A 14,431-nucleotide genomic window follows, 5' to 3' on the forward strand; every position below is an offset into this window, starting at 1 on the left:
GGCCGCGGATTATAACGGCGGTTTCGCGGCTGTGCTATCCGAAACGTCCGAAAGATTCATAAGAAGAAATCTCTCGCTGAATTCTTCGGGTTGAAGGGGCAGGCTGATGATGTAGCCCTGGATCTGTTCACAGCCCTCTCGGGTCAGGAATTGCTGCTGTTCGCTGTTCTCTACGCCTTCGGCTATCACGGTAAGTTGCATGCTGCGCCCAAGGGCGATGATGGCGCGGACGATGGCGGCGTCGTGGGTGTCTTCGGGCAGGCCGCGAACGAAGGACTGGTCGATCTTGAGGATATCCAGCGGCAGGCGTTTGAGGTAGCTCAGTGAGGAATAGCCGGTGCCGAAGTCGTCGATGGCCAGCTGCACGCCAAGTTTCTTCAGTTTGTGCAGCACTGCCAGCGCCTCTTGGGTCTGGCTCATGATGAAGTGTTCGGTGATTTCCAGTTGCAGGCAGCCTGGCTCCAGGCCATTGTCGGCCAGCAGTTGTTCGATGTGTTCGACAAGGTTCGTCTGGCGCAGTTGCGCGCCTGCCAGGTTGACTGACACTGGGCCGAACGGCTGACAGGTTTTGTGCCATTTGCCCATCTGCTGGCAGGCCTGCTCCAGCACCCATTCGCCGATTTGCAGGATCATGCCGTTTTCTTCGGCCAACGGTATGAAGTGTTCGGGCGGCACGTCGCCGAAGGTTGGGTGGTTCCAGCGGATCAGCGCTTCTGCGCCTATCAGCGTGTGGGTCAGAAGGCTGATTTTGGGCTGGTAGGCCAGGGACAGCTGATTGCGGTCCAGCGCTCTCCTCAATTCCTGCTCAAGGGCGATACGTTCGCTGGCCTGTATGGTGAGGTCGCTGGTATAGCTTTCGACCCGGTTGCGGCCCTTGGCCTTGGAGCGGTACATCGCGGCGTCGGCGTTTTTGACCAGCGTTGCTACGTCGGTCCCGTCAGTCGGGAAAACGCAGCTACCGATGCTCGGGCTGATGTAGAGCTCATGTTCGCCAGCTTCAAAAGGGGTGTTGAAGCAGGCTAGCAGTTTGTTGGCAATGGCTTGTGCGTCGCTGGGCTGCAGCAGACCAGGCAACAGAACGATGAACTCGTCACCACCAAGGCGCGCGACGGTGTCGACATCGCGCAGGGTCTCCTTGAGCCGGTGTGCGATGCCCTTGAGCAGCAGATCGCCGACCGGGTGGCCCAGGCTGTCGTTGATGTGTTTGAAGCGGTCCAGATCGAGGAACAGTACTGCGCCAAGGCTGCCGGATTCTTCGCTGTGCAGTAATGCTGATTGAAGGCGGCTCTCGAACAGGGTTCGGTTGGGCAGGCCGGTGAGCGGGTCGTGGTGGGCTTGGTAGTCGAGGCGCGCCTGGGCGTGCTTGAGGCTGGAGATGTCAGCGAATACGGCGACGAAGTGGGTGGTGAGGTTGGCTTTGTTGCGCACTGCATTGATCGTCAGCCAGCTTGGGTAGAGCTCGCCGCTCTTGCGCCGGTTGCTGATCTCGCCCTGCCAGTGGCCCTCGGCTGCAAGTTGATGCCACATTGAGGCGTAGAACGCGCTGTCATGCTGGCCTGAGGCGAGCAGGCGAGGTGTCTGGCCGATGGCTTCGCTCTCGCTGTAGCCGGTAATCTCAGTGAAGGCACGGTTGACGGCATTGATGCGCTGGTTGGTGTCGGTAATGAGCACGCCCTCGGCGGTGCTCTCGAACACCGTTGCAGCGAGGTGCAGTTTTTCCTGCATTTGCCTGCTTTCGGTTATATCCCGTGCAATCGTCAGCAGGCAGTCGTCGCCTGCGATGACGAGTGGGTGCGAGGACAGTTCGCACAGTTTGATACTGCCATCAACATTACGAAGCCGGGCCCTGAAGTCCCGTACGGAGCCGTGCCGATTCAGCTGCTCAATGAGCCTGTAGCGGTCGCCCAGATCCACCCAGATGCCGAGGTCGAATGTCGAGTGCTCAAGGCAGTACGCTTCGCTATACCCCGTGATGCGGCAGAAACCTCCATTCACCTCCAAAAGCATCCCGTCCTGCTGGCGGGTGATAGCCAGCCCGTCAGGCGAGGCATGAAAAGCCTTGGCGAATTTTTCTTCGGAAAGTTGAAGTTGCTGCTGGGCCTGCTTGCGCTGGGTGATGTCACGCACTATGACCAGCACAGCTGGCGTCGAGCTCTGGTCGAAAGGCTGGGCGGACATAAGCCCGGAAAAGGTTTCGCCGTTCTTGCGCCGAAAGGGTATCTCCAGATTGTGGATGTTACCTGTCTGCAGTTGCTGCAAAACTTTTGGGCCTATACCTGGCACTGCCCACAGGTCTAGTTCGGTGGGCGTTTTTCCGATCACTTCGTCAAGGGCGAGGCCGGTCCGTTCAACGAATGCCGCATTGGCATCCATGATATGCCCGTCGGCAAGGCTTGCGATGATCATGGCATCCGGGCACTGAGCGAAGACCGAGGCGAATTTTCCCTCGGACAGGCACGACGCTTCCCGGTCATTGGTGTCGATTATTACTTCACGCATATGCGGCTTACGTCCGTGTCTGACTATCGCTGATATTGTTGTAGCGTGAGTTTGTAACAATCACTGGCCAAGGCTGGACTGAGAGCGCTTGTGTCCTGTGTGATACATAGTTGTAGGTCAATTCGTCAGGGCCTGCAATTAGACCGACGTCTGACATCTGTTTGATTTGATCAATTGACGACTGGACCTGCAAATCTGGATTTCTTTTTCCCGGAAACGCAAAACCCCCGGCAGGCCGGGGGTTTTGTTTGACTCAAAGATGCGATTACTCGTCGAGGAACGAGCGCAGATGCTCGCTTCTTGTCGGATGACGCAGCTTGCGCAGTGCTTTGGCTTCTATCTGACGAATCCGCTCGCGGGTAACGTCAAACTGCTTACCGACCTCTTCAAGCGTGTGATCGGTATTCATGTCGATGCCGAAACGCATACGCAGAACCTTGGCTTCACGGGCGGTAAGGCCCGACAGCACTTCGCGTGTCGCTTCTTTCAGGCTTTCAACAGTGGCGACATCGATTGGCGACTGCATGGTCGAGTCTTCGATGAAGTCACCCAGATGCGAATCTTCGTCGTCGCCGATCGGGGTTTCCATGGAGATCGGCTCTTTCGCGATCTTCAATACCTTGCGGATTTTGTCCTCAGGCATTTCCATGCGTTCACCCAGCTCTTCCGGAGTCGGTTCGCGACCCATCTCCTGCAACATCTGTCGGGAAATACGGTTGAGCTTGTTGATCGTCTCGATCATGTGCACCGGAATACGGATGGTGCGGGCCTGGTCGGCAATCGAGCGAGTGATCGCCTGACGAATCCACCAGGTGGCATAGGTCGAGAACTTGTAGCCACGACGGTATTCGAACTTGTCCACAGCCTTCATCAAGCCGATGTTGCCTTCCTGGATCAGATCGAGGAATTGCAGGCCACGGTTGGTGTACTTCTTGGCGATGGAGATAACCAGACGCAAGTTCGCTTCAACCATCTCTTTCTTCGCGCGGCGGGCCTTGGCCTCACCGATCGACATGCGACGGTTGATGTCCTTGATCTCGGCTATTTTCAGGCCGGTCTCTTCTTCCAGTGCCGACAGCTTCTGCTGGCAACGCTGGATGTCAGGCTGCAGACGACCAATGGCTTCGGCGTATTTGCTCTTGCCCTTGGCCAGTGCGTCAGTCCAGCTTTCGTCAACTTCGTTGCCCGGGAACTGGCGAAGGAAGTCGGCGCGCGGCATACGTGCATCACGTACACACAGCTGCATGATGGCGCGTTCCTGGGCACGAAGACGCTCGAGGGCACCGCGTACACGTTCTACCAGACCTTCAAACTGTTTCGGGACCAGTTTGATCGGCATGAACAGTTCGGCCAGTGCAACCATTTCGGCAATGGCGTGCTTGTCGTCGCGACCGAATTTCTTCAGCGCCTTGCGGGTGATTTCCATTTGATCGGAAACCGCACCGAAGCGCTGCTGGGCGATGACCGGATCAGGACCGCTCTCGACTTCGTCTTCTTCGTCGCTGGCGTCTGCCGACTCTTCCTCGTCGTCATCGGCACCTTCGGCCTTGACGGCTTTGGGGTCGACAGGCGGCGGGACTTCGGCAGGCGGCGCAATGCCGTCGTCCGGGTCGATGTAGCCGCTCAGAACATCGGAGAGGCGACCGCCTTCACTGGTGACACGTGTGTATTCGGAAAGAATATGGTCAACCGTGCCAGGGAAGTGCGCAATTGCGCCCATCACTTCACGGATGCCTTCTTCGATACGTTTGGCGATTTCGATTTCGCCTTCACGGGTCAGAAGTTCAACGGTGCCCATTTCACGCATGTACATACGAACGGGATCGGTGGTACGACCGATGTCGGTCTCGACCGCTGCCAACGCTGCAGCCGCTTCTTCTGCGGCTGCCTCGTCGGTATCGGCGTCGGCCAGCATCAAGGCGTCCGCATCCGGAGCACTCTCGTGTACCGGGATCCCCATGTCGTTGATCATGCGGATGATGTCTTCCACCTGCTCGGGATCTGAAATATCCTCGGGCAAGTGATCGTTGACCTCTGCGTAAGTCAGATACTTCTGCTCACGACCCAGGGTGATCAACTCTTTGATACGAGATTGCTGTTGCGCTTTTCCGGACATAACACCCTATCCACTGAAGGTCTTGGCGGGCAAAAAACAAGCCGAGGATTATACCCGAGCTATGACCTCACGCGCCAGTTGAGGTCGGGGTTTGTGCGGGAACATTGCGATTTAGCAGTTCCCTAAGCTGAATTTTCTCTTCTGCGCTCAACTCGGTTTGACGAGCCTTGCTGATCAGATGTTCCAGACTGCGCTCGCGTTGGCGAGCGGATAAGCTAGTTATAGTGTCGAAAAACTGTTGTTCAAGGTTGTCGGCCTCAATCAGCCATTCCTTTTCTGCCAGGGCGCGTAGCAAACGGCCCTGTTCAGTCCCGTGCCATCGCGCTATCAACTGTAACGACCGCAGGTTCGGATTCTTTTGCCTGGCTTCGATAAGGGCGACCAGCAGTTGCGCGTTAGATTGGTCTTCTGCAGCGAAATGGCTGGCATTTTCGACCTTTTCGGCCAGTTCAGGGTGGTGCAGCAATGTTCTCAGTGCGGCCTGCATGGGCGGCTCGACAGCGGTCGGTACGCGCGGCGTTCGAGGTTCGAAGTCCTGGCGCTTGCCTTTTTTGCCCCAGGATTTGTTGTCCCATTTTTTTTGATTCTGACCGCCGGTTTTCTTTGGCGTCCATTCCTGCTGTGGCTCATAACCGCCTTGAGGCTGGTAATCGGCAAAGTCAGGCATGGCGTCGTAATCGACGTAGGGGTCGTAGCTCGGCGGTGCATCCGCCGGCGCGCTCTGTACCAGTTGACTGACGGCCTCGCCGGTAAGCCCGGTAATTTCGGTCAGGCGTTGGCGCATCAGAATGCGCAGGTTCGCCCCAGGCACTTTATCGATGAGTGGCGCCGCGAGGGTGGCCATGTGTGCCTTGCCTTCCAGCGAGCGCGGGTCAGACTCTTTGGTCAGTTGCTCGAAAAAATAATCGGCAAGCGGCTGCGCGTGCTGATTGATGCGTGCCTTGAACGCGTCGGTGCCTTCGGAGCGCACCAGCGTGTCCGGGTCTTCGCCTTCGGGAAGAAACAGAAAGCGCGCCCGCCGTCCGTCCTGCAGGTTCGACAGGGTCGCTTCCAGCGCACGCCATGCAGCGTTGCGTCCGGCCTGATCGCCGTCGAAGCAGAACAGCACGTTGGGCACGACCCGGAACAGGCGTTTCAAATGCTCTTCGCTGGTCGCGGTACCCAGCGTGGCCACGGCATTGCGCAAACCTTGCTGGGCCAGGGCGATGACGTCCATGTAGCCTTCAACGACGATGATTTCATCAAGGTTGCGATTGAATTTGCGGGCTTCGAACAGCCCGTACAGCTCCTGGCCCTTGTGGAAAACCGGTGTTTCCGGCGAGTTCAGGTATTTGGGCTTGTCATCGCCCAGTACGCGACCGCCAAAGGCAATGACGCGTCCGCGTGAATCACGGATTGGAAACATCACCCGGTCACGGAAGCGATCATAGCGTTTCCCGGTTTCAGCATTTTCGATCAGCAGGCCGGCATCGATCATCACCTTTTGCTGCAATGAGTCGCTGCTCAGGTGCTTGTACAGGTTGTCCCAGCCGGGAGGGGCGAAGCCCAGGCCAAAGTCCCTGGCGATTTCACCGGACAGCCCGCGGCCTTTGAGGTAATCCACTGCTGCCTTGCGCGATGGATGGCTTTTCAAGGCCTGGCGATAGAACTCGGCGGCTGCGGTCAGCAGCGGGTAGAGCGGGGAATCGGTTGGCTGGCGGGGCTTCTGGCCTTTTACGCCCTGTTCGCGAGGCACTTCCATACCGGCGGCCTTGGCGAGGTCCTCAACAGCCTGGGGGAAATCCAGATTGTCGTGGTCCATAATGAAGCCAAGCGCGTTGCCGCCAGCGCCGCAACCGAAGCAGTAATAGAACTGTTTGTCCGGGCTGACGCTGAAAGAGGGTGTTTTCTCTTTGTGGAAAGGGCAACAGGCGGTGTAATTCTTCCCGGCTTTCTTGAGCTGCACGCGCGAACTGACTACATCGACAATGTCGGTGCGGTTCAGAAGGTCGTCGATAAAGCTCTGGGGAATCAGCCCGGCCATGGCGTTCTCATCATTCAAGCGTGGTGCAAAAGTATCGGGAGACTCTACGAGCGTTCCGTCAGCCTGTCAGCCGTCTTTTTTGAAGACGTGAGCAATCAACGGGCACGTCTTTGCATCCGATGGGCGGTGTAGGTCTGAAAGGAAATAAACTTGAGCCTGCGGACAGGTCAGAAGGCTTCACGCTGGGTGTCCACCTGAGTGTGACAAAACCCGGATACATAAGCCTGGGTGCACGGAAGACGCTGCCTTGGCTGAGCTTCTTGCGAAGTCATCAAGGCATACTCGTCTTGTCATCGGCCGTCTGCTGCCCGAGTGGGCATGACCAATGTAGCCTGTGAACAGGCTGGACGTGCTTGATTGAATGTCTGAGTCGCATCGGCGGCCTGAACGAGATCAATCAATCTAGCTAACGCGCAATCCAGTTAACGCAAAAAAAGCGAAGCTGGAACTGCCGACAGCCCGGCTGGTTGGCCGGGCAAGGCAGAAGCTTGCGACGAAGGTCTGTAAATTAATACAGACGAACGGCGCGGCGCTGTTCGCGCTGGACTTTCTTGGCGTGGCGTTTGACAGCAGCTGCTGCCTTGCGCTTACGCTCCGAAGTCGGCTTCTCGTAAAATTCGCGGCTACGAACTTCAGCCAGAACACCGGCTTTTTCGCAGGAGCGCTTGAAACGACGCAGAGCTACGTCGAAGGGTTCGTTCTCTTTAACTTTGACGGCTGGCATCCAGAGCTACCTTCATTCATTACCGGGGTCAACGCTTAGTGCAAACACTGCACAAAAGTACGTCGGTTTTTAAGGGTTGCGGATGTTAACCCCTCATCGAGAGGAATGCAAAGCCTCTGATCGAAAACCGCTGGTCGGCACCTCGGTCGACGACTATTATGCGCGCCTTCAAATCTGCCCCCTACAAGGCGCAACCCCATGCTAGTACTGGGATTAGAAACCTCCTGCGACGAAACCGGTGTCGCGTTGTACGACAGCGAACGCGGTTTGCTCGCGGACGCATTATTCAGCCAGATCGACCTGCATCGTGCCTACGGCGGTGTGGTGCCGGAGCTGGCTTCGCGCGATCACGTCAAGCGCATGCTGCCGCTGATTCGCCAGACACTGGCGCAGGCTGACTGTGTGGCCACTGACATCGACGCCATTGCCTACACGGCCGGACCGGGTCTGGTGGGTGCATTGCTGGTCGGTGCCTCATGCGCTCAGGCGCTGGCATTCGCCTGGGATATCCCGGCGTTGGGCGTTCACCACATGGAAGGCCATCTGTTGGCCCCGATGCTGGAAGAAAACCCGCCACAGTTCCCGTTCGTCGCGTTGCTGGTGTCCGGTGGTCATACGCAATTGGTACGCGTCGATGGTATCGGTCAGTACGAACTGCTGGGCGAGACGCTGGATGATGCAGCAGGCGAGGCGTTCGACAAGACCGCCAAGATGATGGGCATGCAGTATCCAGGCGGCCCGGAGATTTCCAAGGCTGCGATGCAGGGCGTGGCGGGGCGTTTTGTCTTTCCCAGGCCAATGACCGATCGTCCCGGGCTGGAATTCAGTTTCAGCGGTTTGAAAACTTCTGCGCTCAATACCTGGCAGCAATGTCAGGGCGCTGGAGACGACAGCGAGCAAACCCGCTGCGACATCGCTCTGGCGTTCCAGCAGGCGGTAGTGGAGACTTTGACCATCAAGTGCAAGCGTGCGCTCAAACAGACCGGCCTCAAAAGCCTGGTTATTGCGGGCGGCGTCAGTGCCAACAAGGCACTGCGGGCTTCGCTGGAAAGCATGCTCGGCGACCTGCGCGGCAATGTTTACTACGCACGGCCCGAGTTCTGTACCGATAATGGCGCAATGATCGCCTTTGCCGGCTGTCAGCGTTTGCAGGCAGGGCAGAAGGAAGATTTGAGCATCAGCGTGCAGGCGCGTTGGCCCATGGAGCAGTTACCAGGGCTGTGAAGGCGGACGAGGGTGAAATGATTTCAGGTTGCCCTTCAGAAATGTCGTTCGCGCCCGGCGAGCAGGTCGCGTAGATTGCCGCGATGGCGCCAGACGATGAGCAGTGTCAGCACGCTCATCGGTAACAGCGCATGAGGTTCTTGCCATGCCAGTAATGGCAGGGTCAGCGGTGTGGCAATCAGGGCGGCAAGCGAGCTGGTACGCGTCAGGTAGAGCGTCAGCAGCCAGGCCGCTATCGCCAGGGCGGCTGCCGGCGGGTACAGCCCCAGCAGCACGCCGGCGGCTGTTGCGACCCCTTTGCCACCACGGAAGCGAAAGTACACTGGGAACAGGTGGCCCAGCACTGCACAGACGCCGATCCAGCCTTGTTGCGCGATGTTCAGGTTCCAGGCGCTGGCGATCAGGATCGGCAGCAGGCCTTTGCAGAGGTCGCCTAGCAGGGTCAGGATGGCCAGTTTTTTTCCGGCCAGACGCAGCATGTTGGTAGCACCGGCATTGCCCGAGCCACTGGCGCGCGGGTCTGGCCTGCCGCTCAGGCGGCTGAGCAGAATGGCGAAGGACAGCGAGCCAAGCAGGTAGGCGAAGGTGGCCAGTAACCAAAACATGCTAACCATTCCGGGCGAGGATGCCCTGATTCTAACGGCGCATCGCGCCCTTGTCGTGCAGTGGAGAGTAGTGCTTGGACAGAGTTTTCATCGAGGGCCTTGAGGTTGATACGGTCATCGGCGCCTATGACTGGGAGCGCGGCATTCGCCAGTGCCTGCGTCTGGACCTCAGCTTCGCCTGGGACAATCGCCCTGCAGCGGCAGGCGACGACCTGAGCAAGGCCCTCGACTACGCCAGTGTCTCGACGCGTATTCAGGCGTTCGCCGAGCAGGCGCAGTTCCAGCTGGTAGAGACCTTCGCCGAGCGACTGGCTGAAGTGCTGATGAGCGAATTCAATATTCCCTGGCTGCGTCTGAAGCTGACCAAGCCGGGTGCCGTAGCGGCCGCTGCCGGTGTGGGCGTGGAGATCGAGCGCGGATGTCGCTGACGCGGATTTTCCTCGGCCTGGGGAGCAATATCGAGCGCGAGCGTCATCTGCATGCCGGGCTGGATGCGCTGGATGGCTTTTTGACTGACCTCAGTTGCTCGCCGGTTTTTGAAAGCCATGCGGTGGGCATCAAGAGCGGGCCATTCTTCAATCTGGTGGTGTCGGCGCTGACCGACCTGCCGTTGATGGAGCTGGATCGCCGCCTGAAACTCATCGAAGCGGACAATGGCCGTTATGCCCCGGATCGCAAAGGGTTGCCGCTGGATATCGATGTGCTGTTGTATGGTGAGCAGGTCGGCAATTTCGACGGTTTGATTTTGCCGAGAGCGGAGATTCTGAAGAATGCGTTCGTGCTGTGCCCATTGGCATTGATTGCCCCTGAACGCCTGCATCCGGGTGTGGGTATTGCCTTCAGCAAGCTTTGGGCTGACGCGCAGATCGATCAGCAGCTCTGGCCGGTAGCGTTTGAGTGGCGCGGCGTGGGTCTTACGCCTGAGAGTCTGCTGCGTAGCTGAGTGGGTTCGTGATTCTCGGGTGCTGAAGATCGGACGCAGAGCGTCCAGGGCTGCGCTCCCACGCTGGAGCGTGGGAGCGATAATAGTCAGTTAGAGTCAGGCGACATGCTCCGCCTTGTAGATTTTCAGCGCCTTGAGGCGTTCGTTCTTTAGCGCGTCGCCCAGCTCCTTGCCCTTGAAGCCCTTCTCCAGCAGCGGCTGTACTGACACCGTTCGAGCGGTCTGTGCTGCACCGCGCAGGTAATCAGCCTGTGGATAACTGCGTTGTTCGAAGCCGTGACGTCCTCGAGCGTCCATCTCGCACGCCGCAATGAACTCTTCAAAACGCTGCGGGCGGCGGTAGACGTCGAAACTTTGCAGCATCTCCAGCAAGGTCGAGGGTTTCAGTTCCAGCGCCCGATGGCCGTGGGTGTGGTATTGGCCGACCAGCAGTGCCAGTTCCTGGCATTCCCTGGGCACCCGAAAACGCTCGTTGACCGCTTTAATCAGGCGTAGGCCGGTATGTTCATGGGCAATGTGCCTGGGCCATTCGGCTTCCGGCGTCAGCCCCTTGCCCAGATCGTGCAGCAGACAGGCCCAGCGTACGGTCAGCGGGTGTTTGTGAATCGCAGATTGCTCAAGCACGCTGAGGACATGTACGCCGGTGTCTATTTCCGGGTGATGTGCAGCGGGCTGCGGTACACCAAACAGCGCTTCGACCTCGGGCATCAGTTCCTTGAGTGCGCCGCAATCGTGCAGTACCTGGATGAACACCTGAGGCTGTTCCTCCATCAGGGCGCGTGAGATTTCTTTCCAGCTTCGTTCGGCGGTCAGCGCCTTGAGTTCGCCGGATTCACTGAGCTGGCGCATCAGCCCCAAGGTCTCGGGTGCGATGGTGAAACCGTAACTTGCGTAGCGCGCTGCGAACCGGGCCACACGCAGGACCCTGAGTGGATCTTCGGCGAACGCGGGGGAAACGTGGCGCAATACTCGCGCTTCAAGGTCTTTCTGGCCGTTATATGGATCGGTCAGGTTACCGTCCTTGTCTTCGGCCATGGCATTGATCGTCAGGTCGCGCCGAATCAAGTCCTGCTCAAGCGTTACCTCGGGGCTTGCATGAAAAACAAAGCCTCCATAGCCCACGCCGCTTTTGCGCTCGGTGCGCGCCAGCGCGTATTCCTCGTTGGTCAGCGGGTGCAGAAACACCGGGAAGTCTGTGCCGACCGGGCGATAGCCCTTGACCAGCATGTCCTCAGTGCTCGCGCCGACCACGACCCAATCGATATCAGTGACAGGTTGACCCAGGAGGCGGTCGCGTACAGCACCGCCCACTTTATAAATCTGCATAAAAAGCCTCCGTAAGCGCGACAGGATAAACCTTGTGCCGTGCTTGCGGAGGCTAAAGCTGCATGAGCAGCCGTTTAAGCAGCCTTTTCCCTAGCGCCTAAAGGTGAACGACCGCCATATCAAGCCGGGGATACTCACTGTCGGCATGCTCGCCTTTTGGAGGTACGTGATGAGTCTTGACCACCTGATCGCCCTGCAGGGTTTCCAGATGGATATCAAAGCCCCACAGCCGGTGCAGGTGCTTGAGCACCTCGTCTGTCGAATCGCCCAGCGGTTTTCGATTGTGCTGTTGGTGGCGCAGGGTCAGCGAGCGGTCGCCTCGGCGGTCGATGCTGTAGATCTGCACGTTGGGCTCCCGGTTGCCCAGGTTGTATTGCGCAGCGAGGATCTCGCGAATAGTCCGATAACCGTTTTCATCATGGATAGCCGGCACCAGCAGGTCTTCCTGCTGGTCGTCGTCCATGATGCTGAACAGCTTGAGGTCGCGAATCACCTTGGGTGACAGGTACTGCAGGATGAAACTTTCATCCTTGAAGCTGCTCATCGCAAACTTGATCGCGGTTAACCAGTCGGTCCCGGCGATTTCCGGAAACCACTGTCGGTCTTCATCCGTTGGGTGCTCGCACATCCTTCTGATGTCCTGATACATCGCAAACCCGAGGGTGTAAGGGTTGATGCCGCTGTAGTAGGGGCTATCGAAACCGGGCTGATAGACAACGCTGGTATGCGATTGCAGGAATTCCATCATGAAGCCGTCGGTGACCAGGCCTTCGTCGTACAGGTCGTTCATCAGCGTGTAATGCCAGAACGTTGCCCAGCCTTCGTTCATCACCTGGGTCTGGCGCTGTGGATAAAAGTACTGCGCGATCTTGCGCACGATACGCACCACTTCGCGCTGCCAGGGCTCCAGCAGCGGTGCGTGTTTCTCGATGAAATAGAGGATGTTTTCCTGCGGCTCGGCAGGAAAGCGTGCGTTGTCCTCCTTGCTGCCTTTTTCGGCGTTCTTCGGAATAGTGCGCCAAAGATCGTTGATCTGCCGCTGAAGATGTTCTTCCCGATCCTTCTGACGCCGCCGTTCCTCTTCGGCGGAAATCGGATACGGACGCTTGTAGCGGTCCACGCCGTAGTTCATCAGCGCGTGGCACGAGTCGAGCAAATCTTCCACGGCGTCGATGCCATGCCGTTCCTCGCATTGCATGATGTACTGCTTTGCGAACACCAGATAATCAATGATCGAGCTGGCATCGGTCCAGGTGCGGAACAGGTAATTGCCCTTGAAGAAGCTGTTGTGGCCATAGCAGGCGTGCGCAACGACTAGCGCCTGCATGCAGATGGTGTTTTCTTCCATCAGGTAGGCAATGCAAGGGTCCGAGTTGATCACTATCTCGTATGCCAGCCCCATCTGGCCACGCGAATAGGATTTTTCAGTGCTGAGGAAGTGCTTGCCGTATGACCAGTGATGGTAGCCCAAGGGCATGCCCACCGATGCATAGGCATCCATCATCTGTTCGGCAGTAATCACCTCAATCTGGTTGGGATAGGTGTCCAGAGCATACCGCTCGGCAATTCTGCCGATCTCACGGTCGTAGGCCCGGATCAGTTCAAATGTCCACTCTGACCCCGTGGAAAGGGGTTGACGCTTCTGCTCTCTGGCGGTCATGACACTAACCTTCGCTGGAAGAGTTCGCGGAATACCGGATAGATATCACCGGCAGAGACTAGCTGCTGCTGGGCGAACGTGTCGGCGTAGTCTTCACCGATACGCTCGTATTCGTACCACAAGGCCTGGTGCTCACGCGGCGTGATTTCCACGTACGTGTAGTACTGCACGAAGGGCATGATCTGTTTGGTCAGGATTTCCCGGCAAATGGGCGAATCGTCGTTCCAGTTGTCTCCGTCCGAAGCCTGTGCTGCGTAAATATTCCAGTCGCTGCTTGGGTAGCGTTCGGCCATGATCTCCTGCATCAGTTTCAATGCGCTGGAAACGATGGTGCCGCCGGTTTCCCGAGAATAGAAAAACTCTTCTTCGTCTACTTCACGGGCGCTGGTGTGGTGGCGAATGAACACAACGTCGATCTTGTCGTAATTACGCTTGAGAAACAGGTACAGCAGTATGAAGAAGCGTTTGGCGATGTCTTTGGTCGCCTGAGTCATGGAGCCGGAGACGTCCATCAGACAAAACATGACCGCTTTGGAGCTTGGGTTGGGTTGTTTGACCAGCAGGTTGTACTTGAGGTCGAACGTGTCGAGGTACGGTACGCGACGAATACGTGCTTTCAGTCGATCGATTTCTACTTCCAGTTCCTGAATATCGCCGAAGTTGTCGGGCTCTTCGCGCTTCATACGCTCAAGCTCGACAGTTGCCTCTTTGAGTTTTGCCCGGCTGCTGCCGGACAGCGCAATGCGTCGCGCATGCGCCGAGCGCAGGGTGCGGATGATGTTGATGCGTGAAGGGTTGCCTTCGTTGCTGATCCCTGCGCGCACGGTCTTGAAGGTATCGGTACCGGTCAGGTTGCGCTTGACCAGGTTCGGCAGCTCCAGGTCTTCGAACATGAACTCGAGAAACTCTTCCTGAGTAATCTGAAACGAGAACTCATCCATGCCTTCGCCGGAGTTGCCTGCCTTGCCAGGCCCTTTGCCGCCACCGCCGCCTTGAGGGCGGGCAATGTGCTCGCCGGTGGTGAACTCCTTGTTGCCTGGATGAACAACGGTCTGTTTGCCGCCACGACCGTGATGCAACACCGGCTCGTCAATATCGCGTCCGGGAATACTGATCTGCTCGCCGTGTTCCATGTCAGTAATGGAGCGCCGGCTGACCGCTTCCTCCACTGCCTTTTTAATGTGGTCACGGTAACGCCGCAGAAATCGCTGACGGTTTACCGTGCTCTTGTTCTTGCCGTTGAGACGTCGGTCGATCACATAGCTCATAGGCTCCTCCGGGGAGCTTCAAGTTGTAAGCTTCAAGCTGCAA

Annotated in this window: 11 protein-coding genes; 3 read left to right on the forward strand and 8 right to left on the reverse strand. The window is 57.7% G+C overall.

Annotated elements, in window-relative coordinates:
• Positions 1-9 precede the first annotated feature (9 nt).
• The 4 genes from RGM3321_RS09210 to rpsU all read right to left on the reverse strand — a co-directional run bounded on the left by RGM3321_RS09210 (position 10) and on the right by rpsU (position 7,362).
• Entirely contained in the window at positions 10-2,499 is a 2,490-nt protein-coding gene (locus tag RGM3321_RS09210; RefSeq protein ID WP_244392766.1) for a bifunctional diguanylate cyclase/phosphodiesterase, read from the reverse strand.
• Positions 2,500-2,764: 265 nt separating this feature from the next.
• Entirely contained in the window at positions 2,765-4,615 is a 1,851-nt protein-coding gene (gene rpoD, locus RGM3321_RS09215) for an RNA polymerase sigma factor RpoD (protein WP_003411788.1), read from the reverse strand.
• Positions 4,616-4,682: 67 nt separating this feature from the next.
• Entirely contained in the window at positions 4,683-6,638 is a 1,956-nt protein-coding gene (dnaG, locus tag RGM3321_RS09220; RefSeq protein ID WP_244392767.1) for a DNA primase, read from the reverse strand.
• A gap of 508 nt (positions 6,639-7,146) precedes the next feature.
• Positions 7,147-7,362, reverse strand: a complete 216-nt coding sequence (gene rpsU, locus RGM3321_RS09225) for a 30S ribosomal protein S21 (protein WP_002551877.1) — start codon at positions 7,360-7,362, stop codon at positions 7,147-7,149.
• Positions 7,363-7,560: 198 nt separating this feature from the next.
• Here rpsU and tsaD point away from each other — a divergent pair, with 198 nt between their 5' ends.
• Positions 7,561-8,586 (forward strand): tRNA (adenosine(37)-N6)-threonylcarbamoyltransferase complex transferase subunit TsaD, encoded by a 1,026-nt coding sequence (tsaD, locus tag RGM3321_RS09230; protein ID WP_230016965.1) that lies wholly within the window; start codon positions 7,561-7,563, stop codon positions 8,584-8,586.
• A 35-nt stretch (positions 8,587-8,621) separates the two neighbouring features.
• Here tsaD and plsY read toward each other — a convergent pair whose 3' ends face one another.
• On the reverse strand, positions 8,622-9,191 hold the full coding sequence (plsY, locus tag RGM3321_RS09235) for a glycerol-3-phosphate 1-O-acyltransferase PlsY (protein WP_004660108.1): 570 nt from the start codon (positions 9,189-9,191) through the stop codon (positions 8,622-8,624).
• A gap of 74 nt (positions 9,192-9,265) precedes the next feature.
• On the opposite strand from plsY, the gene folB reads away from it, so the two are divergent.
• Together folB and folK are read left to right on the forward strand one after the other, a co-directional pair.
• A complete protein-coding gene (folB, locus tag RGM3321_RS09240; RefSeq protein WP_002551880.1) occupies positions 9,266-9,619 on the forward strand; it encodes a dihydroneopterin aldolase in 354 nt (117 codons plus the stop codon).
• Positions 9,610-10,134 carry a 2-amino-4-hydroxy-6-hydroxymethyldihydropteridine diphosphokinase gene (folK, locus tag RGM3321_RS09245; RefSeq protein ID WP_244392768.1) on the forward strand — a complete coding sequence of 175 codons (525 nt, stop codon included), beginning with the start codon at positions 9,610-9,612 and terminating at the stop codon, positions 10,132-10,134. Before folB ends, folK begins: the two co-directional genes overlap by 10 nt.
• 96 nt (positions 10,135-10,230) lie before the next feature.
• Here the strand turns inward: folK and RGM3321_RS09250 are convergent, their stop codons facing one another.
• From RGM3321_RS09250 to RGM3321_RS09260, 3 genes are all read right to left on the reverse strand, one after another.
• On the reverse strand, positions 10,231-11,460 hold the full coding sequence (locus RGM3321_RS09250) for a multifunctional CCA addition/repair protein (protein ID WP_244392769.1): 1,230 nt from the start codon (positions 11,458-11,460) through the stop codon (positions 10,231-10,233).
• A 97-nt stretch (positions 11,461-11,557) separates the two neighbouring features.
• A complete protein-coding gene (locus RGM3321_RS09255) occupies positions 11,558-13,120 on the reverse strand; it encodes a SpoVR family protein (protein ID WP_244392770.1) in 1,563 nt (520 codons plus the stop codon).
• Positions 13,117-14,388 carry a YeaH/YhbH family protein gene (locus RGM3321_RS09260; protein WP_002551884.1) on the reverse strand — a complete coding sequence of 424 codons (1,272 nt, stop codon included), beginning with the start codon at positions 14,386-14,388 and terminating at the stop codon, positions 13,117-13,119. Before RGM3321_RS09260 ends, RGM3321_RS09255 begins: the two co-directional genes overlap by 4 nt.
• Positions 14,389-14,431: the final 43 nt, after the last annotated feature.

The sequence above is a fragment of the Pseudomonas sp. RGM 3321 genome, from assembly GCF_022836805.1.
In the GTDB taxonomy this organism is placed as follows: Bacteria; Pseudomonadota; Gammaproteobacteria; order Pseudomonadales; family Pseudomonadaceae; genus Aquipseudomonas.